The 25008-nt window shown below is 55.7% G+C and carries 20 protein-coding genes and 1 pseudogene; 4 read left to right on the plus strand and 17 right to left on the minus strand.

Features of this window, described 5'->3' with window-relative positions; genetic code table 11:
• Positions 1–2 precede the first annotated feature (2 nt).
• Both KP814_RS21175 and KP814_RS21180 read right to left on the minus strand, forming a co-directional pair.
• Complete coding sequence (locus tag KP814_RS21175) at positions 3–893, minus strand: DMT family transporter (RefSeq protein ID WP_216738643.1); 891 nt, start codon at positions 891–893, stop codon at positions 3–5.
• Between the two features lie 208 nt (positions 894–1101).
• Positions 1102–1611, minus strand: a complete 510-nt coding sequence (locus KP814_RS21180; RefSeq protein ID WP_216738644.1) for a GAF domain-containing protein — start codon at positions 1609–1611, stop codon at positions 1102–1104.
• A gap of 280 nt (positions 1612–1891) precedes the next feature.
• Here KP814_RS21180 and KP814_RS21185 point away from each other — a divergent pair, with 280 nt between their 5' ends.
• The gene (locus KP814_RS21185; RefSeq protein ID WP_216738645.1) at positions 1892–2410 is read left to right on the plus strand and encodes a hypothetical protein; all 519 of its coding nucleotides are present in this window, start codon (positions 1892–1894) and stop codon (positions 2408–2410) included.
• 15 nt (positions 2411–2425) lie between these two features.
• Here the strand turns inward: KP814_RS21185 and KP814_RS21190 are convergent, their stop codons facing one another.
• The 13 genes and pseudogenes from KP814_RS21190 to KP814_RS21245 all read right to left on the minus strand — a co-directional run bounded on the left by KP814_RS21190 (position 2426) and on the right by KP814_RS21245 (position 18214).
• Positions 2426–2707, minus strand: a complete 282-nt coding sequence (locus KP814_RS21190; RefSeq protein WP_216738646.1) for a circadian clock KaiB family protein — start codon at positions 2705–2707, stop codon at positions 2426–2428.
• The gene (locus tag KP814_RS21195; protein WP_216738647.1) at positions 2691–6482 is read right to left on the minus strand and encodes an EAL domain-containing protein; all 3792 of its coding nucleotides are present in this window, start codon (positions 6480–6482) and stop codon (positions 2691–2693) included. The genes KP814_RS21190 and KP814_RS21195 overlap by 17 nt, the downstream gene beginning before the upstream one ends.
• Before the next feature lie 217 nt (positions 6483–6699).
• Complete coding sequence (gene purD / locus KP814_RS21200) at positions 6700–7998, minus strand: phosphoribosylamine--glycine ligase (RefSeq protein ID WP_216738648.1); 1299 nt, start codon at positions 7996–7998, stop codon at positions 6700–6702.
• A gap of 91 nt (positions 7999–8089) precedes the next feature.
• Positions 8090–9667, minus strand: a complete 1578-nt coding sequence (purH, locus tag KP814_RS21205) for a bifunctional phosphoribosylaminoimidazolecarboxamide formyltransferase/IMP cyclohydrolase (protein WP_216738649.1) — start codon at positions 9665–9667, stop codon at positions 8090–8092.
• Positions 9668–9851: 184 nt separating this feature from the next.
• Positions 9852–10160: a DNA-binding transcriptional regulator Fis gene (fis, locus tag KP814_RS21210; protein ID WP_127973491.1), complete on the minus strand. Its 309-nt coding sequence runs from the start codon at positions 10158–10160 to the stop codon at positions 9852–9854.
• A complete protein-coding gene (dusB, locus tag KP814_RS21215; protein ID WP_216738650.1) occupies positions 10157–11167 on the minus strand; it encodes a tRNA dihydrouridine synthase DusB in 1011 nt (336 codons plus the stop codon). The genes fis and dusB overlap by 4 nt, the downstream gene beginning before the upstream one ends.
• A gap of 255 nt (positions 11168–11422) precedes the next feature.
• Positions 11423–12658: a DUF3426 domain-containing protein gene (locus KP814_RS21220; RefSeq protein ID WP_253938539.1), complete on the minus strand. Its 1236-nt coding sequence runs from the start codon at positions 12656–12658 to the stop codon at positions 11423–11425.
• A 24-nt stretch (positions 12659–12682) separates the two neighbouring features.
• Positions 12683–12781 (minus strand): annotated as a pseudogene (locus KP814_RS33475) (MJ0042-type zinc finger domain-containing protein); the annotation flags it as partial.
• Between the two features lie 234 nt (positions 12782–13015).
• Positions 13016–13894, minus strand: a complete 879-nt coding sequence (gene prmA, locus KP814_RS21225; RefSeq protein ID WP_216738652.1) for a 50S ribosomal protein L11 methyltransferase — start codon at positions 13892–13894, stop codon at positions 13016–13018.
• Between the two features lie 14 nt (positions 13895–13908).
• Positions 13909–15249: an acetyl-CoA carboxylase biotin carboxylase subunit gene (gene accC / locus KP814_RS21230; RefSeq protein WP_127973488.1), complete on the minus strand. Its 1341-nt coding sequence runs from the start codon at positions 15247–15249 to the stop codon at positions 13909–13911.
• Positions 15250–15340: 91 nt separating this feature from the next.
• Positions 15341–15796 carry an acetyl-CoA carboxylase biotin carboxyl carrier protein gene (gene accB, locus KP814_RS21235; RefSeq protein WP_216738698.1) on the minus strand — a complete coding sequence of 152 codons (456 nt, stop codon included), beginning with the start codon at positions 15794–15796 and terminating at the stop codon, positions 15341–15343.
• A 16-nt stretch (positions 15797–15812) separates the two neighbouring features.
• The gene (aroQ, locus tag KP814_RS21240; protein ID WP_127973487.1) at positions 15813–16256 is read right to left on the minus strand and encodes a type II 3-dehydroquinate dehydratase; all 444 of its coding nucleotides are present in this window, start codon (positions 16254–16256) and stop codon (positions 15813–15815) included.
• A gap of 341 nt (positions 16257–16597) precedes the next feature.
• Entirely contained in the window at positions 16598–18214 is a 1617-nt protein-coding gene (locus KP814_RS21245) for a diguanylate cyclase (RefSeq protein WP_216738653.1), read from the minus strand.
• 262 nt (positions 18215–18476) lie between these two features.
• On the opposite strand from KP814_RS21245, the gene KP814_RS21250 reads away from it, so the two are divergent.
• Complete coding sequence (locus KP814_RS21250; protein WP_216738654.1) at positions 18477–20480, plus strand: EAL domain-containing protein; 2004 nt, start codon at positions 18477–18479, stop codon at positions 20478–20480.
• A 38-nt stretch (positions 20481–20518) separates the two neighbouring features.
• A complete protein-coding gene (locus KP814_RS21255; RefSeq protein ID WP_216738655.1) occupies positions 20519–21568 on the plus strand; it encodes a DUF2333 family protein in 1050 nt (349 codons plus the stop codon).
• Between the two features lie 32 nt (positions 21569–21600).
• Here KP814_RS21255 and KP814_RS21260 read toward each other — a convergent pair whose 3' ends face one another.
• The gene (locus KP814_RS21260) at positions 21601–22377 is read right to left on the minus strand and encodes an aldo/keto reductase (RefSeq protein ID WP_216738656.1); all 777 of its coding nucleotides are present in this window, start codon (positions 22375–22377) and stop codon (positions 21601–21603) included.
• Complete coding sequence (locus tag KP814_RS21265; protein WP_216738657.1) at positions 22374–23576, minus strand: FAD-binding oxidoreductase; 1203 nt, start codon at positions 23574–23576, stop codon at positions 22374–22376. The genes KP814_RS21260 and KP814_RS21265 overlap by 4 nt, the downstream gene beginning before the upstream one ends.
• 150 nt (positions 23577–23726) lie before the next feature.
• Between KP814_RS21265 and waaA the strand changes: the two genes are divergently transcribed.
• Entirely contained in the window at positions 23727–25001 is a 1275-nt protein-coding gene (gene waaA / locus KP814_RS21270; protein WP_216738658.1) for a lipid IV(A) 3-deoxy-D-manno-octulosonic acid transferase, read from the plus strand.
• Positions 25002–25008: the final 7 nt, after the last annotated feature.

Here is a 25008-nt window from a genome sequence, read left to right on the forward strand (position 1 = left end):
TCTCAGGCCTTTGACAGCGCCGGCTTGCGAGCAATGGCGCCGCGTCGCGCCAAGTATAGCCCGGCCACTACCAGTGCGACGCCCAAACCGGTTTGCAGGGTCAAAGGCTCGTCAAACAACAGGTAAGCCATAACTGCCGTAGTCGGAGGCGTTAGATACAGATACTGCGTCACTTTGGTGGCTTCGCCGATTTTCAGCATATACAGCCACAACAACACCGCCGCCAGTGAAAGCACGAACACAGACCACATCCAGGCGCCGATAAAGTTGGGGTTCCACTGCACCTCACGGGTTTCCAGCGTGAAAGCGGCGATCAGGAACATGATCAGCGCAGCGATGTATTGCCATAAGCCGCCAGAGATCAAGTCCGTCTTGCCCCCCTTAACCGATTGCCAAAGCGTTGCTCCGGATATGCCCAGCAAGGCGATAATGCTGGCGGTCAGGCCTGCGCCGGTAATATGTCCAGATAGTTTTCCGCCCTGCAGCACCACAACGCCTAATCCCGCCAGTCCCAGCATCACGCCAATCCATTGCAAGGGACGTAAGGGCGAGCCAATTCCCAAAGGCCAACTGACTAGCGCGGTCAGCAAAGGCTGCACGCCGACAATCAGAGCGACGATGCCTGCCGGCATACCCGCCGCAATGGCGTAGAACACGCCGCCGAGGTAGAGACCATGAGTTCCAATGCCGGTAATCATCTGCTGGCGGCGCTGCTCGGCGTTAAGCCGCGGGCGCTTCATAGTGATCGCCAGGAGCGCGAATAGAGGCACGACCAGCAGCATGCGCAGGCTAAGAAAGGTGAAGGGCTCGGCGTAAGGCAGGCCCCATTTGGCGCTGACGAACCCGGTCGCCCACAACAAGACAAAAAGATAAGGGATATAGGTGGCCTGCATACTGTCTCTATCGCCGCAACGGCATTAATTTACTGAATTGAGGATCTTTATTGTAAGGGGAGCGTTAAATCTACGATAAGCCACAGATTGTTGTCGTTTGCAGGGATACAGATTGACGGCACAGAGTCTGTTATGACGGCAGTGAGGAGTACAGATAAGGCTTTAAGCAGCCCTCGGTTTAACCCCGAAGGCCATGTGATTCGCGGGCTCAGAACAAGGGGGAGGGAGCCAGGGGGATCAGATCGGTCAGCAGTTCCGCTAGGAAACGTTCATCTACGGTATCGAACGCGTCAATGTGATCGGAATCGATATCGAGCACGGCGGCGACGTCGCCATTGGCGTTGAACAGCGGCAGAACAATCTCGCTTTGCGTTGTGCCGGAGCAGGCGATATGGCCGGGAAACTTGTTAACGTCAGGCACCAGCTGCACTTTTTGCTCACGGGCGGCAGCGCCGCAAACGCCGCGATTGAACGGAATAGTTAGACAACCGTGGCCGCCCTGATAGGGGCCTACTTTCATTAATTCATGGGCCACGACGCGGTAAAAACCGGTCCAGTGAAAATACTCGAAGCGATGATGAAGCTCGCAGACGACAGTGGAGAGAATCGCCGTCCAGTCCGTTTCTCCCTCGATAGCGTGACGGATCGCCCGCAGGGTGTGTTGGTAGTGAGCGGACTTTTCTTCCTCGGAGCTCAATAAAGGCAGGCTGTCATACATGGTTGTGCGTTCCCTGAATAAAAACGCTCACTATCATAGCGGTTGCGTCGGCGGCTTGGCCATAGCTCCAGTGCGTTTGCAAAGCAGATAAACTCCGGCGCCGACGCTGGAGAAAATTGCCCGAAATCAGATAAGTAGCGGAATGTCACTGAAATCGTCGCGGAATTCAGTATGATCGCGAAAAACGCCTGCCGGTGGCTGTTCGTGCGGAATAGCCGCCCTTAAAACGGCGCATAAGAATTATCTAGAAGAACTGCCTACAAAGACTGCGAGGGATATTATGCTGAGACAACTGCTTTCGGGACTGGCGCTTGCGCTGACCTGTCTGGGACTGGCGGGGTGTTGGGCTGGCGCTGCGGCGGTGGCGACGGATGTGGCCATCGTCAAACGTACGGAGCAAAAACATGACTTCGTTCATGCGGTGAAAGAGGGATACGCCAAATATCAGGAAGATTTTGAAGGTATCGACTGCCCGCGCCAGCAATATCGTATCAGCCCGGAAATCATTGAGTTTGTGAAAAACCGGCCGCCTCATGGCCTGGATCAGGCTATTGAGCTGCTGTTGGATATCTACAACGACAAGACCCAGACGGCGGAAGTTCGCTCTCACGCCTTATATCATGTCTCCGTGGCCTATATGCGTCGCCGGGAGAGCAATCTGGATCTGGCCAAAGGTTACCTGCTGACGATCAAGGAAGAGTTTCCTGGCACTCATGACTGCGTCATCGCTTATCTGCTGGAGGAGATCAAAGAACGTAAAGCTTATCAGGAGCAGATGGACGCGCTGGAGGACGAGTAATTCCCGATGCGGCGATCAGAGCGCCGTTAGCTCCAGCAGTTCCAATACTCTGGCGCTGTCGGACAGATCGCCGATAATGCGTCGACTCCCACAGGCCAGGGTCGGCGTCGCCAGCACGGCGTCGCGCTCGGCGGTCTGGGGGCTCTGATCGAGATCGACGATGTTAAGCGTGCAGCGCCCCGCCAGCACATTCTCGCAAAGGTGGCGGGCTGCGCGAACTGCATTCAGCGATACTTTTGAGGCGGACTGCACATAGAGCGTCAGCTCTACCGGCGACGGCTCATGCCCGGGCTGCATCACTGACTCCGCTCGCTGTATCCAGCAGTCGCGTCTGGTGTTCTTTCTCGTACTGCTCAAAGGCTTCCGTCACGACCTGCAGCAGCTTGTCATCCTGCCAGGGCTTAGTCAGGAACTTGAATATCCAGCCTTTGTTCACGGCTTCTGTGATGGTCTCCATATCTACATAACCGGTGAGGATCAGGCGAATTGCGTTAGGGTGCAGTTCTTTCACCCGATTCAAAAACTCCGTTCCCGACATGTCCGGCATGCGCTGATCAGAGATAACCACCTGAATCGGCGTGCGCGCCATGATGTCGAACGCCTGCCGCGATGTGGTGGCGTGGAACACGTTGAACTGATGACGCAGCAGTCGTTTGATAGCGCTGCCCACGTTCATTTCGTCATCCAGCACCAGCAGGTTGCGGGCGGCGGTGGAGGGGGGAGGACGCACGGAGCGAATACGTGGGCTGGCGAGCAGCGCCTCGATGTTCTGCGCACAGGCCGGTCGTCCCAGGAAAAAGCCTTGGCCGACGTCACACCCCAGTCGTTGCAGATAGCGCAACTGAGCTTCCGTTTCGATGCCTTCCGCCACCACTTGCATATGCATGCTTCTCGCCATGGACATGACCGTGCGGGCGATGGAAGCGGTATTGGGGTCGGTAGTTATATCGCGCACGAACGTGATATCAAGCTTGAGCCGATCGAAGGAGAAACTGCGCAGATGGCTGAAACTGGAATAACCCACGCCGAAGTCGTCCACCGCCAGTTTGAGTCTCTGTTCCTTCAAAAGGTTCAGACGCTCGCGCATTTCGTCGACGTTGCGCATGATGGCGCTTTCCGTCAACTCGATTTCGATATGACGGCAGTCCACGCCGGTGTCGGTGAGAATGCTGTGCAGGGCGCTGTCAAAACGCGCCATGGTCAGTTGTTTCGCTGACAGATTAATGGACATGGTCAACGGATGCGGGACCAGATCAGTCCAGGCTTTCGCCTGGACGCATGCGGCGTGCAGGACCCACTCGCCAATGGCGCCGATAAGCCCTGTTTCCTCCGCAATGGGGATGAATTTACCGGGAGGAATGTCGCCCAGCTCCGGTTCATGCCAGCGCAACAGCGCCTCGACGCCGGTGATGACGCCGCTGCGCAGATCCACTTGCGGTTGGTACTCCAGATGAAACTGCTGTTTTTCCAGGGCGGCGCGCAGCCGCACTTCCAGATCCAGGCGCTCCATCGCGGTTTTGTTGAGGTCTTCGGTAAAGAAGTGGAAGCGGTTGCGACCCTCTTCTTTGGCCAGATACATGGCGATATCCGCGTTTTTAATCAGGACTTCGGGGTGGTCGCCATCCTGAGGGTAGATGCTGACGCCGATACTGGCGGAAACCCGAATGTCGCGATGATCCAGTTGAATGGGCTGCGCGATCACGTCCATCAGGCGGGAAATGAAACTGGCGACTTTCTCCGGCGGTGAAATATCCGGAAGAATGATGACGAACTCGTCGCCGCCGTAGCGCACGACAGTGTCGCTGGCGCGGGCCATGCCAGTGAGCCGTTTGGCGATCACCTTCAACATGGCGTCGCCGGCGTTATGGCCGAGGCTGTCATTGATCAACTTGAACTGATCGACATCCAGAAACACGATCGCCACTTTGTGTTTGTTGCGGGCGGCGCGCCACAGCTCCTGACCCAGGCGGTCGCGCATCATGTTGCGATTGGGCAGGCCGGTCAGATCGTCGTGGGAGGCTTGGTATTCCAATTGTTCCTGATAATGTCGGCTCTCAGTGACATCGTTGATCACGGCGACAAAATGGGTGAGCATGCGACGGTCATCGTAAACCGGAGCGATGTGCAGCTCATTCCAGAACTGCGATCCGTCCTTGCGCTGGTTGCGCAATAGAACGCAGCCTTCCTCCCGGTTGCGAATCAAAAAGTGCAGGGACTCTCTGCGGCGGTCTTCATCAATGTCGCTTTGCAGAAAAAACGGCCCTTTCCCTACCACCTCACCGCTGCTATACCCCGTAATGCGTTCGAATGCGGGATTGACGTAAACCAGCGGCAGGTCGGGGCGGCGCGCATTGAGAATCAGTATGCCATTGGGGGTCGACTCCACGGCGCGATCGCGCAAGCGCAGCGATTCCTCCGCTTTTTCCCGGGCATGCCGGGTGCGCAGGGAGACTACGCCGTAGTAAAGATCATCAGCGAGCTGCTCAAGCAACTCGATCTCTTCGTGGTCGAAAGCCTCCGCGTACTCCGAATAAATGACCATGATTCCCAGCGTCTCAGGAGACTTGCCCACGGGTAAGGCGATCATACACTGACTCAAAGGCTGGCTGTTCGAGTTTGGCGGAAGCCCGTAGAGCTCTGACAGATCGTGTTGTGTTACGGAGCAGTCTTCGCGAAGCGCCCGGATCACTGGATCATTCTCATCCAGGGCCAGACGATGGCGCTCTTTCATTAGCGTGAACGGCGTCTCGTCTCCAGCCAGAATGACTTTGCTGGAGGTATCCAGACGACCGTCGTCCACCCACCCGAACCAGGCGGTTTGGTGGCGGCCGACGCCAACCAGCTGACGACAGAAAGAATCAATTAAACGTCGCTCATCGCTCTCTCTCACCAAGTGATGGTCGCAGGCGGTGAGCACCGCCAACGTGCGATTGCGTCGCTGCAGCAAATGTTCGCGCTTGCGGTGGTCCGTCACGTCATGCAACGTGATCAGATGGGCCTGGATGTCGTTCCAGGGCACCGGCTGCGCGCGCATTTCCGCGATGCGTTTGCCGCCTCTGGGAAACTCTACTTCCGCATAGTCGCCAATCAGGCAGGGAGCGCCGAATGACTGGCCGATCAGCATCTCTTTGGGCTTGCCGAAAATCCGCTCAGCCGCGGGGTTGGCGAAGCGGATGACGCCTGCATCGTCAATCACCAGAATACTGTCTGCTTCGGCTGAAACTAGGGCGCCGAGGCGGTTTTCGCTGCGACGCAATGCATCCTCATTTTGCTTCTGCTTACTGATGTCGGTGACATAGAGGTTGGCGACTTTTTCTTGAGAAGACGCTGAGCGGTCACAGGAGAGAGTCAGTAGAAAATGCCGGCCGTTGCGCTCTAACTCCAGCATCGCTGTCTTTCCTGAGCCCATCACTTTTTTCAGTGTGGCAGCCCAGGTTGAAGGAATGTGGTCGCCAATGGCGGTTCCCCATAACTTGAGAAATTCCGCCGCCGCGTAATTGACGTAGATAATGGCTCCGTCGCGGGTCGCGCGCATGATGGGGTGAGGGCTCAAGGTCGCCAGACTGGCCATGGAGCCGATTTGTTCATTGGTTTCCCGGCTGTCCGTGATATCGCGACCGATGGATTGGAACTCCAGCAGCCGTCCTTGTGAGTCAAATATTCCGCGATCCGTCCATAGCAACCAGCGCTGGGCTCCATTTCCGTCAATAACTTTGCGTTCTTGCTGACTGACAGGGGAGGATTGCGTTATCCGGCGCATTTGTTCATGAATCACATTGCGCTCTTCAGCCGGCGACAGAGTGAAGATCGATTTTCCAATCAATGCGTTTCTGGAAGATCCAAAGTAACGGCAGTATTGCGAGTTCACATAAGTGATAGCGCCATCCGGCTTCCAGCGGCAGATCAATTCAGGAATATCGTCGAGGATGTACTGAAAACGGGCTTCATGAGGAACGGCGAGAAAAGGACCTTTTACGGCGCGCCGTCCGCTGGGAAGGACTTTGTCAGACCTGGGCCCGGCGTGGGCCTGCGGCTGGCGCAGACGTCCGCTGTTCCTTGTATTCTTCGGCATCCATCTTAGTCCTTATAAGCCCTGAAATCTCTCAGTCGGTCTCAAAAGAATAGGTCAGCTTACTCAATATATCCAAGGCTCACGGGCGCGAAAAATGAGCAGGCGGCCCCGTGGATATGCGAACGCAGGGGGGAGGAGGCGTTAAGTGTCGGAAATCGCGACGGATTTATAAAAGGTGGGATTCGGCGGCGAATTACCGCCGCCGAAAAAAGCAGAATCAGGCGTTTTTACTCGCCTGTTCCCGGGCGATAGCGCGGTACGCGATATCTTTGCGGTAGTACATATCCTGCCAGTCGATGCGGGCGACCTGCTCATAGGCTTTTTGTTGCGCTTCGGTGACGTCCGCGCCCAACGCGGTAGCGCACAGAACGCGTCCGCCCTGAGTGACCACATGGCCGTCTTGCATGGTCGTGCCGGCGTGGAACACCTTGGCGTCAGCCCGGTCTGCGTTTTCCAGCCCGGAAATAACGGCGCCTTTAGCATAGCTGTCCGGATATCCGCCGGCGGCTAATACTACGCCCACGGCGGCGCGCGCGTCCCAGTCCGATGTTTTGCTGTCCAGCTCGCCTTGTGTGGCGGCGATGCATAGCTCAACCAGATCCGACTGCATGCGCATCATGATGGGTTGGGTTTCCGGGTCGCCGAAACGGCAGTTGTACTCAATGACCTTCGGTGCGCCGTCAGCGCTGATCATCAAGCCAGCGTACAGGAAGCCCACATAGTCGTTGCCTTCCTGCGCCATGCCTTGCACGGTGGGATAAATCACTTCGCGCATGATGCGCTCATGGACGCTATCGGTAACAACCGGGGCAGGGGAGTAAGCGCCCATGCCGCCAGTGTTGGGACCGGTGTCGCCATCGCCTACGCGTTTGTGATCCTGGCTGGTGGCCATGGGCAACACGTTCTTGCCGTCCACCAGCACGATGAAGCTGGCTTCTTCGCCTTCCAGAAATTCTTCAATCACCACGCGGTGCCCCGCGTCGCCGAACTTGGCGTCAGCCAGCATATCACGCACGGCGTCTTCCGCTTCTTCCAGCGTCATCGCAACGATAACGCCTTTGCCTGCGGCAAGTCCGTCTGCTTTCACTACAATCGGAGCGCCTTGTTCGCGCAGGTAGGCGAGGGCGGGCTCAATCTCAGTGAAGCTCTGATAGGCGGCGGTAGGAATGTTGTGGCGGGCCAGAAAATCTTTCGTGAAGGCCTTCGAGCCTTCCAGTTGCGCGGCGCCCTGAGAGGGGCCGAAGATTCGCAAACCTTCCGCCTGGAAGCGGTTTACAACGCCCGCCACCAAGGGGGCTTCCGGGCCGACGATAGTGAGCTCCACCTGGTTGTCTTTCGCGAAGGCGATCAGCGCATCGAAGTCGAGCACATCAATCGCCACGTTTTCCAGTTTGGGCTCCAGAGCTGTGCCGGCGTTGCCGGGCGCGACAAATACGGTGTTTACATAATCCGCCTGCGCCGCTTTCCAGGCCAGGGCGTGTTCCCGACCGCCGCTGCCGATGACCAAAACATTCATCTGTTTGCTCCACATTTGCGAGCGGAGCCTGACGCTCCGCGGTAATTGGGGTTTAGCGGCTACTCGGACGCTGGTAGCCGCTGGTGCGGAATTAGTGTCGGAAATGGCGCATGCCGGTGAACACCATGGCGATGCCGTGTTCATTGGCCGCGTCGATCACTTCTTGGTCGCGCATTGAGCCGCCGGGCTGAATGATCGCTGTAATGCCGGCCGCCGCCGCTGCGTCAACACTGTCCCTGAAAGGGAAGAAAGCGTCTGAAGCCATGACCGAACCTTTGACTTCCAGGTTCTCATCCGCTGCTTTGATACCCGCGATCTTGGCGCTGTAGACACGGCTCATCTGGCCGGCGCCGATGCCGATAGTGCGTCCGCTCTTGGCGTAAACAATTGCGTTGGACTTCACGAACTTGGCGACTTCCCAGGCGAACAGCAGGTCGTTCAGCTCCTGTTCCGTCGGCGCGCGATCCGTCACCATTTTCAGCGCATCCATATTCACCATGCCCAGATCGCGGTCCTGCACCAGCAAGCCGCCAGTAACGCGCTTGAAGTCGAACGCGCTGAGGCGTTCGCCCTGGAATTCTCCGCATTCCAGCACGCGGACGTTGGTTTTGGCGGACAGTGCGGCGCGAGCGCCTTCGCTGACTTTTGGCGCGATGATCACTTCCACGAACTGACGGGAAATAATCGCCTGCGCCGTGTCGGCGTCCAGCTCGCGATTAAAGGCGATGATGCCGCCGAAAGCGGAGGTGGGGTCCGTCGCATAGGCCAGTTCATAGGCTTGTTTGATGTCTACGCCAATGGCGACGCCGCATGGATTGGCGTGTTTGACGATAACGCAGGCGGCGTCGGCGAATGGTTTCACGCACTCCAGCGCCGCGTCTGTATCGGCGATGTTGTTATAGGACAGTTCCTTGCCCTGCAACTGCGTGGCGGTGGAGACAGAGGCCTCACGAGCGTTTGCTTCAACATAAAAGGCGGCGCTTTGGTGAGGGTTCTCACCGTAACGGAGATCCTGCTTTTTAATGAACTGCTGGTTAAGCGTGCGCGGATAAGCGCTTTCTTCAGTCTGAACCTTCAGGCCGAGATAATTGGCGATGGCGCCATCGTAGGCGGAAGTGTGTTCAAACGCTTTGACGGCGAGATCAAAACGACGAGAGAAAGCCAGCGCGCCGCCATTTGCCTGCAACTCGGCGACAATGCCGTCGTAATCGGAAGGATTAACCACAATCGCTACATCTTTATGGTTTTTCGCCGCAGAACGCACCATTGTCGGACCGCCGATGTCGATATTTTCAATCGCATCCACCAGTGAGCAATTGGGGCGGGCGATGGTGGCTTCAAAAGGATAGAGATTGACGACCACCAGATCGATTTGCGCGATGTCGTGCTCCGCCATGACGGCGTCGTCGTGACCGCGACGGCCCAGAATGCCGCCATGTACTTTGGGGTGCAGCGTTTTCACCCGCCCGTCCATCATTTCCGGGAAGCCGGTGTAGTCAGAGACTTCACGCACCGGGACGGATTCCTGCTGCAATAATTTATACGTACCGCCGGTGGACAGGATTTCCACGCCGAGATCAGCCAGGGATTTGGCGAATTCGACGATGCCGGATTTATCGGAAACGCTGATGAGCGCTCGTTTGATCTTCACATTATCTGGGCTGGACATGATAAGTTGATCTCTTGCCTTAGTGCAGAATTATCAGGGTCAGTTACCGAAACGCCAACAGACCCTAGCGTAAAAAAGCTTAGCCTGTTGCGCAAAAAACAAAAGAGGGCTCTTGTACCGGACATTTCAGAGTTGGATGAGAAATGTCGGCGAGCCCTCTTTTAAAAGATGTGTGATTCAGCGATTACAGCAGATCGTACTGCTTCAGCTTCTTGCGCAGCGTGCCGCGGTTCAAGCCCAGCAGGACAGAAGCCTTGGTTTGGTTGTTGCGGGTGTATTTCAGCACCTGCTCAAGCAGGGGAGCTTCAACTTCGGAAAGCACCATTTGATAGACGTCTTTGACGGGAGCTCCGTCCAGTTGCGCGAAGTAGTTCGCCAGCGCTTGATCAACGCTATCGCGCAAAGTCATGGTTTGAGTGGCCGACTGCTCCACGGTCAGTAAATTATTAGCTCCAGAACCGGTTTCTGTTGTAACGATAGATTCTGTAGTCATGCGGCTTTTTCCTCTCCTTCAATACTCAGATGCTCAAAAAAGTGATGGAGTTCATCCAGCTGCGCTTGAGCATCGTTTAAACGATTAAATTGTGACTTGAAAATGGCCCCAATATTTGCGGTTTGCAGATACCAGCCCGCATGCTTGCGTGCGATGCGGACGCCTTGGTAGTCACCATAAAACTCGTGTAACGCTTTAATATGACCGATGAGTATCTGCTTAATCTCATCCATTGGCGGTTCCGGTAAGCGCTCTCCGGTAGCGATAAAGTGTTCGATTTCACGGAAAATCCAGGGACGCCCCTGGGCTCCTCTGCCGATCATCAAAGCGTCGACGCCGGTGTAATCCAGCACATGCCTGGCTTGCTCAACACAGGTAATATCGCCGTTGGCAACCACCGGAATGGAAACGCTTTGTTTGATTTCAGCTATAGTGTCGTACTCCGCCGTTCCCTCGTATTTGCACTCGCGGGTTCTGCCGTGCACAGCGAGCGATTGTATGCCGCAATCTTCCGCAATGCGGGCGACAGTCACCCCGTTCCGGCTCTGCCGGCTCCATCCGGTGCGTATTTTCAATGTCACCGGCACAGAGACAGCGCTTACCACAGCCGTCAATATATCTTTCACCAGGGCTTCATCTCTTAACAAAGCGGAGCCCGCCGCTTTGTTACAGACCTTTTTAGCGGGACAACCCATGTTGATATCGATGATTTGCGCGCCATGTTCGACGTTGTATCTCGCCGCTTCGGCCAACATCTCTGGCTCAGCGCCAGCGATTTGCACTGCAATGGGCTCGCCTTCGCCGTCGTGATCCATACGTAATCTGGATTTTCGGGTATCTCGCAGATCCGGATTCGCAGCCATCATTTCCGATACTGCGAGGCCTGCGCCCAGACTACGGCACAGCAGCCTGAAGGGGCGGTCGGTCACTCCAGCCATCGGGGCCAGTATCAAATTGTTACGCAACTCATAGGGTCCAATTTTCACGGCCGCTTCCGCTCTGGTCATAAGAAATGACTAAAAAGTGTTCGCCCTGGATAGGGGTGCCTATGATACTCAGATGATTAATGACGGGAAAGACTTGAAATTTTAAAAATAGAGTATTTTTTATCCCAAATCTCAATATGTTGATCATTCGTTAATCATAACGACGAGGCGTATAGGTTAAATGGCCTATTTCTAGAACTTGGCCACTGAGTCAAGTCCAAATCGCGCTTGTTTACATCAGCTTTGTCACAGTGGCGTGTAGCTTCCGGCGCTTTTCTATTGGGTGGGCGCCGGGCCGGATAATGCAGAGATGAAGTCGAGTGTGTAATTGACCGCCTGTTTACCTGGGTCGAGGATTTCCAGGGTGATATGCACAGGCGCGCCCGGCGGCATTTGCGTCATGTCCTTGGCTTCGCCGGACAGGTACTCCAGCGGCGCAAAGATGCGATGCGCAATGACGTTGTTATTAATGTCTGAAAAGTTCAGCGAAATATTTGGGAAGGGCTGCGCAAAGCTGGCTTGATTGGTGATGATGGCGTCAATGATCAGCGCCTTGTTAACCAATGGGTGACTGCGCACCACCAGGTTCTGACTACGAATCTGGCCCACGTCATATAAAGAAGGCAGGGTGCAGCCGATAACTTCGCATGCCTTGGCGTACCAGGGGCGCAGTTGGTCGTAGCGGGCCAGCTTATCGAAATGGAACCACGCCAACTGTGAAACCAGGAACACCACCAACAGCAGGTTGGCGAAGGTCCACATGATTTTACTTAATACTCCGGGTGACGCTTTCTGCTCATATGCGTGATCGATACTGATCGGTTCTGCGCGTAACCCATGGAACTGGGAGGGAGGCTCCGCGTGCATGGGCGCTTCAAACTCAGGATAGCTTTCGTATTCCGGTTCTGGTTCCGGCGCAGCAGGCGCCGGAACGGGCTCTGGTTTGGGCGGCGGCGGAGGCTCGACTTTCAACGCCTCTTTAGGCGCTGCTTTTTTAACGTCCTGCTTTGTTTCCTGAACGGGCGGAGGAGGGGGCGCAGCTTGTCCGGGACGCTCCAGCTCACGCAGCATCTGTTCGGCCCAGCTTTCGTCAGTGGCTTCCTCTTCTTCCGGCTCATCCGGCGTTTCAAATTCGCGTTTAGCGCTGGGGCCGCCTCGATCAAGCTCCCTGAAGCTGTCGCTCAACTCACTCTGGTCGAACATGCCGCCGGAGTAGCCTTCGTCATCTTTGTCCTCTTCCGGATTATCCTGAAATAGGAATTCATCATCGTCGTCCCCGGCGGCGACTAACGCGTCAGTCAGATCGCCAAGATCGTCGTCTGGGTCCATCGCTGTGAGCGGAGTGATAATTGAAGAAGAGGCTTTTACTGCGCTTTCTTTTACGCTGGGCTCAACTTTGGGCTTCGCCGCTGCTTTAGGCGCGGGAGCTGCTGCTGTCGCTTGTCGGGCTGGTCTGGGAGGCGGCGCTTTAACGGGAGTCGGGTCCACATGCGCTGGAGCGCTGTCAGACATTAAATGCTCCGCTGCGTTGAATACCTTCATACAAGCGCCGCATCTTACTTTGCCATGGGCGGCTTGCAGCTGTTTATCAGTAACCCTGAAACTTGCAGCGCAATGTGGGCAGCGAGTGAGCAAAACGCCTCCTGGAAAAAAACTGCGTCAGTAGTTAAATGTAGACCAACTCTATGTTAGGGGTGTTCCTGCAAATGGGGCGCCGAGATCGTCGCACATTCACAAAGTTGTTTAAAAATGAATGAATTGTTCCCTATTTGCAAGAGCAACTTTGCGCTCCATTGTCGCCTAGCGGAGGGGGGCTGTCTATCGCGGGAGTGGCTAACCGGCGCCTTGAAAAAGACGCCGGATTGGCGATCAATAAGGCAGGCGTCTACCACTGATCAGGACCCAGTCCTCTTTGTACTCGGTGGGGTCCAGTTCGAAGTAATTGCGGTACGCTTCCGCCACAGCTTCTTCCTGATCTTTCAGTATGCCGGACAGAGCGATGGAGCCGCCGGGCAGGGTAAGCGCCGCCAGTTTGGGCGCCAGACTTATCAGGGGATTCGCCAGGATATTGGCGATAACGACTTCCGCCTGCATCTCCGGCATTTTTTCTGGGAAGTGCAGAGTCAGACCTTCGCTGACGCTATTGCGCTCGGCGTTGTCGCGACTGGCCTCCAGAGCCTGAGGGTCGATATCCGTGCCGGTGGCGTGATCCGCTCCCAACAATAAGGCGGCGATGGCGAGTACGCCGGAGCCGCAGCCAAAGTCGATAACCTGCTTGCCTTGCAGCTTCTGGCTATCCAGCCATGTGAGGCAAAGCGCGGTTGTGGGGTGAGTACCGGTTCCAAAAGCCAATCCGGGGTCGAGCAATAGGTTGACGCCGTTTGGATCTTCGGGCTCTCCCCAGCTTGGACAAATCCAAAGCCGGGAGCCAAAGCGCATGGGGTGGAAGTGGGTCATCCACTCCCTTTCCCAGTCGCGGTCTTCAATGACTTCGCACTCAATGTCCGCCGCCGCAATCTGATTACGCTCCAATTGCTCACGGACCATTTCTGCGCTGGTGTCCGCGCTGAAAAGCGCGACGACCTGAGTGTTGCGCCACAGGGGCGTGGTTCCAAGGTCAGGCTCAAGGACGGGATCGTCGGCGGCGTCGAGCATGGTGACGGAGAGGGTGCCAAGGCCCTCGAAAATCTGCTCCAGAGCGACCGCCCCGGCTTCATCAGTTAAGACTTTTACTTGTAACCAGGACACCTGTGTTCCTCAAATCAAGCTTTTAACAGCTTTTCCAGATAGTGAATGGTGTACTCCATACGGCGTACGCCTGCGTCGGTCACTAACCGGCGGTGCAGAGGAATATTGGTTTTGATGCCTTCCACCAGCATTTCGTCCAGAGCATTGTTCATGCGATCCAGCGCGTTGTTGCGGTTGGAGCCCCAGCAAATCACCTTGCCGATCAGTGAGTCGTAATAAGGGGGAACCTTATATCCGCTATATAAATGGGAGTCAACACGCACGCCGTTGCCGCCTGGCGCGTGGTAATGCGTGACGGTCCCGGGACTGGGAGCGAAGGTGCGTGGATCTTCCGCGTTGATGCGACACTCGATGGCGTGACCGCGGAACTGGATGTCTTCCTGCTTGATGGACAGAGGCATGCCAGCGGCGATGCGTAACTGCTCTTTCACGATATCTACGCCAGTGATCATCTCTGATACAGGATGCTCAACCTGAACGCGCGTGTTCATCTCAATGAAGTAAAAACGCCCGTCCTGGTACAGGAACTCGAATGTACCTGCGCCACGGTAACCGATGTCCAGACAAGCCTGCACACAGGAGTTCAGTGTGGCGGCGCGGGCTTCAGGATCAACGTCCGGCGCTGGGGCTTCCTCCAGAACTTTCTGGTGGCGGCGCTGCAGGGAGCAGTCGCGGTCGCCCAGGTGGATAACGTTGCCCTGTCCGTCGGCCAGCACCTGTACTTCAATGTGGCGGGGACGGTCGAGGAACTTTTCCAAATAAACAGTGGGGTCGCCAAAAGCGGCCTTGGCTTCGCTTTGCGTCAATTGGATGGCGTTGAGCAGCGCAGCTTCGCTGTTGACCACCTGCATACCGCGTCCTCCACCGCCGGAAGCGGCCTTGATGATGACTGGGTAGCCGATTTTGCGAGCAACTTCCAGCGTGCGTTCTTTGTCTTCAGTGATAGGGCCGTCAGAGCCCGGTACTGTCGGCACGCCCGCTTTGCGCATGGCCTGGATAGCGGAGACTTTGTTGCCCATCAGGCGGATGGTGTCCGGTTTGGGACCGATAAAGACGAAGCCGCTTTTTTCCACCTGCTCGGCGAAATCGGCGTTTTCCGCCAGAAAACCGTAGCCTGGGTGAATGCCCACGCTGTCCGTCACTTCCGCTGCGCTGATAATGGCGGGGATGTTCAGGTAGCTGTCTGTGGGGCTGTTCGGGCCGATACAGACTGACTCGTCCGCCAGCCGTACATGCATCAGGTCGCGATCCACGCTTGAGTGCACCGCTACGGTATTAATGCCTAACTCTTTGCAGGCGCGCAGGATGCGTAACGCAATTTCGCCTCGGTTGGCGATAAGCACTTTTTCCAACATGGTAGGAGTACCCTAAAAAAACATTGCCGTCCGGCTTGCGCCGGAATGATCAGGATGTCCCGCTGGGCGGGAAGAGTCCGGATAGTGACTCTTAAACAATCGAGAACAGCGGCTGGTCGAACTCCACCGGTTGTCCGTTTTCCACCAGAATGGCTTCAACTGTGCCGGACTTGTCCGCTTCAATCTGGTTCATCATCTTCATTGCTTCGACAATGCACAGTACGTCGCCGGCTTTGACGGTTTGTCCAACTTCAGCGAACACTGGCGCGGAGGGCGATGGCGCACGGTAGAAGGTGCCAACCATGGGGGACTTGACCAGATGGCCGTTATATTGTGGTCCGGCGTCTGCTTCCGCAGCAGGAGCGGTCGCAGCCAAGGGAGCCGCCGCAGGGCGCGCTTCTACTGCCGCAGAAGTGACGTACACAGGCTCGGCGCCAGCCAGACGGCGGCTGATGCGTACGGAATCATCGCCTTCTTTAATTTCGATTTCGGCGATGTCTGATTCTTCAATCAGTTCAATAAGTTTTTTTACTTTTCTGATATCCATCATAGGCTCTCGTAATTTATTTTCCGGTAATCTTTGAAAAGGCGGCCTGTAAAGCGAGTTCGTAACTCTGGCTGCCGAATCCGCATATCACACCGACGGCGACATCGGAGAAATAGGAATGGTGGCGGAACGCCTCGCGGGCGTGCACATTGGACAAATGCGTCTCAATAAAAGGAATGCCGACACCAAGAAGGGCGTCGCGTAGCGCCACGCTGGTATGGGTAAAGGCCGCTGGATTGATAATGATGAAGTCCACGCCTTCTTTCTTGGCTTCATGGATGCGATCAATCAGTTCGTACTCTGCATTGCTTTGCAGCGTCAGCAGATGGTGGCCTGCCTGCCTGGCGATTTCCGTCAGGCGGAAATTAATATCGTCCAAGGTTTCTGCGCCATAAATTTCCGGTTCGCGCGTTCCCAATAAGTTCAAATTAGGGCCGTGCAACACTAGAATGCTTGCCATGGCGTCTTGTCCTTATATGTCGGATATTTAAGGTGTAATTAAAGCAAGATTTCGGAAGTTTGACTCTTTTGTCTACTATATTCAAGCAGATTGCCGCAGTTTGCGGTCATACTTTGGTAGTAGCGCTGGAGCTGTGGGAATAGGTGCGATTTTCCCAGAAAAAACAGGGCGTTTCGCAGACTTGGTGGGAGCTTTTACGTCACCGTCATGATAACGGCGACAATGGCAATTAACCCGGTCCTGTGAACTATTTTTGATACTTCGGTTTAAAACACAATAAGCGCATTGTTGTAGGCGGTTTCCACGATGGCTGGAAACCGGCCAATTCCGGGCCTCTGAACCTATCTGAACACCTTCACGCAGTTTCGGCCTGCGTGTTTGGCTTCATACAACGCTTTATCCGCCTTTTGCGCCAGCACCTGTTGGGTGTTGCCAGCCTGATAGGCGGCGATACCGCAGCTGAACGTCACTTTGAATGTGTCCTCCTCGGTGGGGTGCATCAGTTCTCCAAAACGTTCGCGAATGTCGTTCATCATATTCTTGGCGTCGCACTCATCGGTATTAGGGAGCACGACAGCAAATTCTTCTCCGCCGTAACGGCCAATATGGTCGGTCTTGCGCAGCCGCTGCTTGAGGAATAGCGACATGCTCTTCAACACTCTGTCGCCAACGGGGTGGCCATGGGTGTCGTTGATGCGCTTGAAGTAGTCGATGTCCATCATGGCGAAGCTGAGAGGCTCGCCGGTCTGATTGGCCTTGTTGATCTCCATGCTGAGCAGATTCAGCGTATGGGTATGGTTATAGAGTCCAGTCAGGCTGTCGCGGATCATCATGGCGTGCAAGGTGCGCGCGCGCCGCCCGCGGTTGTGAATGGTGGCGATCAGGTGTCGAGGATTGATCGGTTTCACCAGGAAGTCGTCGCCGCCAAGGCTCATCGCGTGCAACTGCTTGTTGATGTCGTCTTCCGCGGACAGATAAATAATAGGGACGCTGACGAACTTGTCCTGTTGCCGAATCACTTTGGCCAGCTCCGTTCCGGTGCAGCCCGGCATGTACATGTCCATGATGATGATTTCAGGAGAGAACTCTTCCAGGGCGATCAAAACCTGCATCGGGTCGGTGATGATCTTGGCGGTCATGCCCGCTTTGCGTAGGGTACTTTCCATAAACGCGGCCTGGGCTCTGGAGTCGTCCACCACCATGATGCGGTAGGGATCATGGGCGCTGGAGCGAGTGTAAGTCTCCACTTTCTCGATAAGCTGCGCCGCGTCAAGGGTCCGTTCTACAAACTCTTCGCCTCCGCAACGCGCTGCTTCGAGGCGAGTCTTGATGTCGCCCTCGCGAGGACAGATGAACATGACCGGAATAGGCGTCTCATGATTGCCCTGGATACGCTTGATCAGCTCGATGCCGGCGTTTTTCTCGCCGCCAAAGTCCACGTCGACAATCATGGTTTCAGGTTTGTTTTTCTGGGTCGCCGCCTGCAGGGTATCGTGAGTTGAATACAATTCGCCGCGAAAACCAAAAAACTGCATTTGTTGAGCAATGCGCTGCGCCAGGTCTTTCTGATTCAGGGCCAGATAGATCGGTGATCGTAGATAGGTTCGGTTGGCGCTGCTGTCTTTGCGATCGGTTTTGCGCTGGGTGACGGTCGCCAGCTGCATGACCTGCTGCTCCACTGCGAGAATATCTGCGGTAGTAACAGGGGTTTTACGCAGACTGATGCTCTTGAGACTGGTGTTGATCGACTGTGCGATACACAGATGATCCGTCATGTCGAAACGGGCTGCGTAACGACCTAATTTATCGGTTGCAAGTTGGAAATCGGAAAACCACTGTTTGTCCTGCCAGTTCCTTTGCTTCAGCTGTTGCCATGCTTCCAGGACAATACGCGCCTGTGTCGTGACGCGACCGGCGAAGTGCTGCTTGAGTTTGTCCCGTTGACTTTCTATGGTCATAGAGAGGGTAAATCCGCTTCCATTAGTGGTTGCAACCAGTTTTTCTTTCTTCTATGCGCCTGATTTACAAGTACAAAATTCAAGCCAGGACGTATTGATATAAGTTTCAGTATAGTTTGGCAATTTTATTTAAATATAGTCGTAAACTGTATGTGTATGTAAATTCTTGTGCATTTGTGTAGTAGCGCAAACCTTTAAGCGTCAACTGCGGGTGGTTTGGGCGGAAAGCGCTGAATCTGTGATCAAATCCGACGGAGTCGCCATGATTGATAATAATAAAGCATTGCGTGACAAACGATCGATCAAAGTGCTGATGCTGGGCCTGATCTCCACGATGTTGTTGATTTTGTTAGGGGGCGTGTTCGGCCTTAATTTGTGGCAGAAGAAGTTGTATCTGCAGGATCAGCTACAGTCTCACGCCAGAGATTCCGCCACCTCGTTGGGTTTATCCGTTTCTCATGTGGCGGACCCGCAGGACTGGGTGGTTGCGTCTTCCATGGTGGACGCTATCTTTGACTCAGGCGCTTATCAGGGTATTCGTATTATAGATCAAGAAGGACGCTCGGTCGTGGCGCGAACCAGCTCCAAGGATCTGGAAGGCGTGCCCAAATGGTTTGTGCGCTGGCTCGATCTGCAGGCGCCGGTAGGTGAGGCGGAAGTGATCGCTGGTTGGCGCCCGGTTGGGCGTTTGATGGTGCAAAGCGATCCGGGCATCGCCTATCGAGAACTATGGGCGACGCTGCGTAATCAACTGGCCTGGTTTGCGGTAGTCACCGTCTTTGCATTTGCGGCTTTCCATTTACTGTTGAGCAGTCTGCTGCGCCCTTTGCAGCGGCTGGAGCAAGCGGCGCATCGAATTGAAGATAAGCATTTCGATGTCTCACTGCCGATTCCGGGCACTCGGGAATTGGCGAAAGTCACGTTGGCGGTAAACAGCATGGCGGACCATTTGCGACGCTCATTCGAAGAGCAGGTGGCCACCATTGAGTCGCTGCGCAAACTGGCGTTGTTGGATTCCGTCACTGGCGTGCTGAACCGACAGTCCTTTGATAATCGCTTACAGGCGGCTCTGGCGGGAGATGATGGTGACAGTGTCGGCGCGCTGCTGTTGGCGCAGCTGTCAGGCTTGTCTGAGTACAACGATCAGTTTGGAAGAGAGCAGGGGGATGCGCTGCTCAAGCAGATGGCGGAAGTCATCCATGACGAATGCCTGTCGCATATCGGCAGTTATGTGGGCCGCCGTGGCGGCGGTTGCTTCACCGTATTTCTCAGTGGTCTGACGGATAGTCGTGCGGAAGCTGTGGCGGAGCGCTTGCTGGAAAGATTGACATCGCTGCCGTTGATTAAGAATTGGGGCGGCTCCAATCGTCTGCACATTGGCGTAGTCAATACAGAGGGGCGAACGCCCTTGGCGCAGGTGCTGTCGGTGGCGGACTTCGCGATGAGGGTGGCGCAAAAATCCTGCACGAATGCGTGGCGCAAAGGGCGCAGTAGCGGGCGAGAAGCGGGTCAGAAGCCGCTTACGGCGACGGAGTGGCAATCCCTCTTGTTGTCGACGCTGGCGGACAAAGGGTTTTATTTACACTTTCAGCCTGTTCTGAGCGACGACTCTCGGAGCTTCCTGTTCCATCAGGCGCTGGTGCGCATGAACATGGAGGGCAGAGTGTTGGCGGCGGCGGAATTTCTTCCTATGGCGGATCGCTTTAACCTGGCGCTGAAAGTGGATGCGCAAGTGCTGGAAGATGCACTGACAAGGCTGGCGGAGCATCATGAGGATGCTGCATTTTGCGTCAGTCTGGCGGTATCCAGTATGCAGTCGGCTGAGTTCGCTGGTCTGGCTAGCGCGATATTGCATCGTTTTTCCGCGCAATGTCCGCGCTTGCTGCTGGAGGTTTCCGAGCACGCCTTGCAGGCGGCCTGGGCGGGGTTTGATCGTCTGTTACAGTTGCGTAATGAACTGGCTTTCCGTATCGTCATCAGCCGATTCGGATCCACCGGTATGCCGTTCGGATATTTGAAAAGTTGTCCGGTGGACATGATCAAAATCGACCCCGGTCTGGTGAAAAATATTCACAAAGATCAGGGGCATCAGTTTTATTTGCGCTCCATCGTGCAGATTGCGCACTCACAGGCCATTAAAGTCATTGGTGTGGGCGTCGAGTCCCAGGACGACTGGGACAGTCTGGTGCAGCTCGGGGTGGACGGCGCAATGGGATATTATCTCTTTCGGCCTCAGGAGAGCCCGCCACATATGGCGGCGCCGTGAGCGGCGGAGCTTGAAGATTGCGAGGAGCGGCAATATCTATGTGGCAGGCGATAAAAGACTTTTTTAATGAACGCGGAGAAGAACTCGGCGATTACGTGGGAGGTGGTTTTTTGGCTAAATTGATTGGCGGCGCTCTGGGCGTATATTTAATCGCCGCATTATTTGTGGGTTGGTACTGGAGCTCTGAACCAGAGCTATTTGAGGTGGGCCCCAAAGCCAGGAGCGTGGTGACGGATCAGAACCGCCCGCTGGTCGTTGGCAGTACGACTACGGCGACGCTTATCACCCTGGTCGACACCTTGTTGGAAAAGCCTGGCGGTTATATTTCCAACGACGTATTCCCTCCCGGCCTATGGTTGGACAACATTTCCCATTGGGAATATGGTGTGCTGGTGCAAGTCAGAGACCTGAGCCGCGCCTTGCGTAAAGATATCAGCCGTTCTCAAAGTCAGTCGACGGAAGATCGCGACCTTACAGTGGCGGAGCCTCAGTTTAACTTTGACAGCCGCTCCTGGGTGATTCCTTCTACTGAGGATGAATACCGCCGCGGATTGAAAGCGCTGCGCAGTTATCTGAACCGCTTGTCTGATCCAAACAAGCCTGACGCTCAGTTTTACGCCCGTGCGGATAACCTGCGCAACTGGTTGTCTGATGTGGAAACGCGTCTTGGCAGCTTGTCGCAACGCTTGAGTGAAAGCGTCGGCAAACGGCAGTTGGATATGGCGCTGGCTGGCGACAAGTCGGCGAAGCAGTCTACGCCGGGGCAGGGTGAAGTGGAATTGAAGACTTCCTGGCTGGAGATCGACGATGTCTTTTATGAGGCGCGCGGCACTGCTTGGGCGCTGATTCACATACTCAAAGCCATTGAAGTCGACTTTGGCGATGTGCTGCGGGATAAGAACGCGGTTGTCAGTCTGCGTCAAATTATCGTGGAGCTGGAGGCGACTCAGGAATCAGTGTGGAGCCCGGTCATTCTGAACGGCAGCGGCTTTGGCGTACTCGCCAACCACTCGCTGACCATGGCGTCGTTCATCTCCAGAGCGAATGCGGCGATTATCGATTTACGCAGCCTGCTGGCCCAGGGGTAAGGAAATTCGATTGGCGACGACGCGCGCTATCGTTACACAGGTAGCGCGCGGACATTCTCTTTGAAGTGCTCAGGATTGATGGTGCCGATAATGGCGCTGGATACGCCGGGATGGGCGAATACGAACTCCATGCTTTTCCGCAAGGGATCTTCATGGGGGCCGACGCAGATATGGCCGCTGGCCAGCGCCTTTTTGATCAAAACCCCCTTTTGATGCGCTTGCGCGTAGTCCAGTACGGGCTTTTCTTCCTGATGCTCCAGATTGTAAGTGACCATGGCGACATCGCCTTGTTGCAGAGCGGCAATGCCGCCCTCCACCGTCTTGCCGGAGAGCCCAATGGCGCGAATCATTCCTTTGGCCTTTAGTTCCGCCAGGGCTTGCAGCGTGCCTTCTTTCTGCAGAATCGCCATATCGTCGCCATCGGAATGAATTAGCACGATGTCGATATAGTCGGTGCGCAGCCGTTGCAGGCTACGCTCGACGCTCATTCGGGTATGTTCCGGCGTGAAGTTGAAATAGGACTGTCCGTCAACGAACTCTTCACCCACTTTGCTGCAAATCACCCAGCGCTGGCGACGGCCTTGCAGTAGTTCGCCCAGGCGGGTCTCGCTGGAGCCGTAGGCTGGCGCTGTATCGATCAGATTCACCCCCAGATCTTCCGCCAAACCGATCAACGCCAGAGCTTGCTGATCATCGGGAATTTTGAAGGCGGTGGGGTACTTTACGCCTTGATCGCGTCCCAGTTTAACCGTACCTAAACCTAGCAGGCTGACTTCGATGCCGGTGTCGCCAAGCGGACGGTATTTCATGACAGCATCTCCTGCCACACTGGCGCGCTGATGCCGGGGCGGGGAAGGAAACTCAACGCTCCCAGGTCGCTTGCCGCTCCTGGCTCGACGCCGTCCGCCTGCAGCTGCGCCATGACGGTGTCGACCAGATTAGGCGTCAGCGCCAGTTTGGTTGGCCAGCAGGTCAGAATATTCTTTTCACTGTGAACGAACGCCGTATCTGGTCGCAACATGCCTTTTTGCTGAGGCTCTGCGCGATGGATCAGGAAGCTGGACCAGCGGGATTCGCCGAGGTCAATCCAGGGGAGAAGATCTTTCACCAGGGTTTTGGCGGAATTGATCTGCGTTTCGCGGTCGAGCTCGACCCCAGTTTCCGCCAGATTGCCGCCCAAGTACCAGACGGGCTGGCCGTCCTTCATGTAGTGGGTAGTGATGGTCAGCAACGGCTTGGAGCCGGCGCCAATGCAATGTGCATAAACCGGGTGCGGATACTGATGGCGCACGATCACCATGTGCAGGGGTCTGCGTTGCATGGCGGGACGATGCAGCTGGGCTCCGTGCAGGACGCTTTCATTGCCTTCTCCCGCTGCGAGGATGAAGCGCTTGGCCTTGACGCGCACACGCTTGTTTTTGCCTACCAGGTGCATCTCCACGATTTCCCCTTGATCCTGCACTAATGTGCCGGGCTGGGTGCAGTCATACTGGAGAATGCCATCGCTGAATGGGGAGATCAGCGCATTGATCACTGAGGGGACGTCCAGCACTAATTCATTCAGTGCGTAGAAGTTGCCATGGAAGTCTGGCGTATTGAATGCGGCGGGGCGTTCTGTGGAGGCGTCTCCAGAAACTTTGCCGCGCACGGCCTTACTGGCGAAGAACGCCGTCAGCTTGGAAACCAGGCGATCGCGGGACCACATGTAGTGATACTCGGAGAGCACACGGGCGGAGCTGAGGTCTACGTCTCCCTCGCCTTTCAGGCAGGCGCGCCAGCGATCCGGCATTTCCGAAATGGCGTTAGCGGCGGTGGTTAGCGCCCCGTTGAGGGTGTATTTGGCTCCGCCATGAATAATGCCCTGTGAACGAACGCTTTGTCCGCCGCCCAGGGTTTTCTTCTCCAATAGCAGCGTGCTATAGCCCGCTTTGCGCAGCCGATAGTTCAGCCATAGCCCAGCGATTCCCCCGCCGATAATGACGACATCTGTCTCTAGAGTTTCTGCCATTCGGTGGCTCCATTACGAAAAATGCGCGCCATTATAGCCGTTCGTCAGACCGAACCCAAACCCGCCGCGAGCATCATGAACAAGATTTAAAAGCCTGATTGCTCTTCCGGCGCTGTGCTAAACTCGCCTCCGGTTTGAAAGAGCGGCGATATGGCGAGATTCCTTTACACACTCATTTACTACTTGATTCTTCCTCTAATTCTAGCCCGTCTTTACTGGCGAGGTCGCGCGGCGCCCGCTTATCGGTTACGTTGGCGGGAGCGTTTAGGATGGTTCAAGGCGCCGGGGTTCGCACAACGGCCGCTCTGGGTTCATAGTGTCTCTGTTGGTGAAACGGTTGCGGCGGCGCTGTTGGTGAATCGTCTTCTGAAGGAGCATCCGGAACGTCCTATTGTCGTGACCACCATGACGCCCACTGGCTCGGAGAGGGTGAAGGCGTTATTTGGCGATCGCGTATTTCATGTCTACGCCCCTTATGATCTTCCCGGTCCTATTATGCGTTTTTTGCGCCGCCTGAATCCCAGCGCTCTAATCATTATGGAAACGGAGCTATGGCCCAACTGGATAGCTCTATGCGCGGCGCAAGGCGTTCCCACAGTGGTGGCCAATGCGCGGCTTTCAGAGCGTTCCGCCAAGGGGTATGGCAAAGTCTCCGCCATAACGCGACCGATGCTGCAAAAGCTGTCCTGGGTGGCGGCGCAAAATGCTGTGGATGGCGGTCGTTTTGTGGCCTTGGGCTTGCCTCAGGAGCGTCTCAGCGTCACCGGAAGCATTAAATTCGATATCAGCGTGAGCGAAGAGCTGCGTGCGCAGAGCCTGGCGCTTCGAGACGCTTGGGGTGGACCCAAACGCTTCGTTTGGGTGGCCGGAAGCACTCATGAAGGCGAAGACGCTGTGATTCTGGCGGCGCATCAACAACTGTTGGCGCATCGTCCTGATGCGCTCCTGGTGATTGTTCCCAGACATCCTGAGCGCTTCGATAAAGTGGGCGAGGATATCCTGCGGGCGGGGCTACGTATGGTCAGGCGCAGCAGTAATGCAACAGTAACCCCGGATACGCAGGTTTTACTCGGCGACACCATGGGGGAACTGCTGCGCTTTTACGCCGCAGCGGACTTGGCTTTTGTCGGCGGAAGCCTGGTCGATACGGGAGGGCATAACCCCTTGGAGCCCGCGGCAGTGGGTAAACCTGTATTGATGGGGCCGGCCGTGTTCAATTTTGCGGATATCTGCGCGCAACTGGAGCAGGCGCAAGGTCTACGTTTTGTTGAACGGGGAACGCTGGAAGACGTTTTATTGGCGTTGTGTGACGATGATGCAGCTAGGCTCCGTATGGGCGAGGCGGCGTCTAAAGTCGTCAATGATAATCGTGGGGCCCTGGATCGACTACTGGAAGGCGTTCTACAGCAAGCGCCTCAGCGTTGATCATCAG

The sequence above is a fragment of the Hahella sp. HN01 genome (assembly GCF_018986435.1).
Classification (GTDB): domain Bacteria; phylum Pseudomonadota; class Gammaproteobacteria; order Pseudomonadales; family Oleiphilaceae; genus Hahella.

Bases quoted from the DNA above. Each gene is read 5' to 3' on its own strand.
- KP814_RS21255 (WP_216738655.1), top strand. From the start codon at position 20,519: ATGTGGCAGGCGATAAAAGACTTTTTTAATGAACGCGGAGAAGAACTC.
- waaA (WP_216738658.1), top strand. From the start codon at position 23,727: ATGGCGAGATTCCTTTACACACTCATTTACTACTTGATTCTTCCTCTA.
- dusB (WP_216738650.1), bottom strand. From the start codon at position 11,167: ATGACCAGAGCGGAAGCGGCCGTGAAAATTGGACCCTATGAGTTGCGT.
- KP814_RS21185 (WP_216738645.1), top strand. From the start codon at position 1,892: ATGCTGAGACAACTGCTTTCGGGACTGGCGCTTGCGCTGACCTGTCTG.
- KP814_RS21265 (WP_216738657.1), bottom strand. From the start codon at position 23,576: ATGGCAGAAACTCTAGAGACAGATGTCGTCATTATCGGCGGGGGAATC.
- purH (WP_216738649.1), bottom strand. From the start codon at position 9,667: ATGTCCAGCCCAGATAATGTGAAGATCAAACGAGCGCTCATCAGCGTT.
- aroQ (WP_127973487.1), bottom strand. From the start codon at position 16,256: ATGGCAAGCATTCTAGTGTTGCACGGCCCTAATTTGAACTTATTGGGA.
- purD (WP_216738648.1), bottom strand. From the start codon at position 7,998: ATGAATGTTTTGGTCATCGGCAGCGGCGGTCGGGAACACGCCCTGGCC.
- accB (WP_216738698.1), bottom strand. From the start codon at position 15,796: ATGGATATCAGAAAAGTAAAAAAACTTATTGAACTGATTGAAGAATCA.
- KP814_RS21250 (WP_216738654.1), top strand. From the start codon at position 18,477: ATGATTGATAATAATAAAGCATTGCGTGACAAACGATCGATCAAAGTG.
- KP814_RS21190 (WP_216738646.1), bottom strand. From the start codon at position 2,707: ATGCAGCCCGGGCATGAGCCGTCGCCGGTAGAGCTGACGCTCTATGTG.
- KP814_RS21180 (WP_216738644.1), bottom strand. From the start codon at position 1,611: ATGTATGACAGCCTGCCTTTATTGAGCTCCGAGGAAGAAAAGTCCGCT.
- KP814_RS21260 (WP_216738656.1), bottom strand. From the start codon at position 22,377: ATGAAATACCGTCCGCTTGGCGACACCGGCATCGAAGTCAGCCTGCTA.
- accC (WP_127973488.1), bottom strand. From the start codon at position 15,249: ATGTTGGAAAAAGTGCTTATCGCCAACCGAGGCGAAATTGCGTTACGC.
- KP814_RS21195 (WP_216738647.1), bottom strand. From the start codon at position 6,482: ATGCCGAAGAATACAAGGAACAGCGGACGTCTGCGCCAGCCGCAGGCC.
- KP814_RS21175 (WP_216738643.1), bottom strand. From the start codon at position 893: ATGCAGGCCACCTATATCCCTTATCTTTTTGTCTTGTTGTGGGCGACC.
- fis (WP_127973491.1), bottom strand. From the start codon at position 10,160: ATGACTACAGAATCTATCGTTACAACAGAAACCGGTTCTGGAGCTAAT.
- KP814_RS21245 (WP_216738653.1), bottom strand. From the start codon at position 18,214: ATGACCATAGAAAGTCAACGGGACAAACTCAAGCAGCACTTCGCCGGT.
- KP814_RS21220 (WP_253938539.1), bottom strand. From the start codon at position 12,658: ATGTCTGACAGCGCTCCAGCGCATGTGGACCCGACTCCCGTTAAAGCG.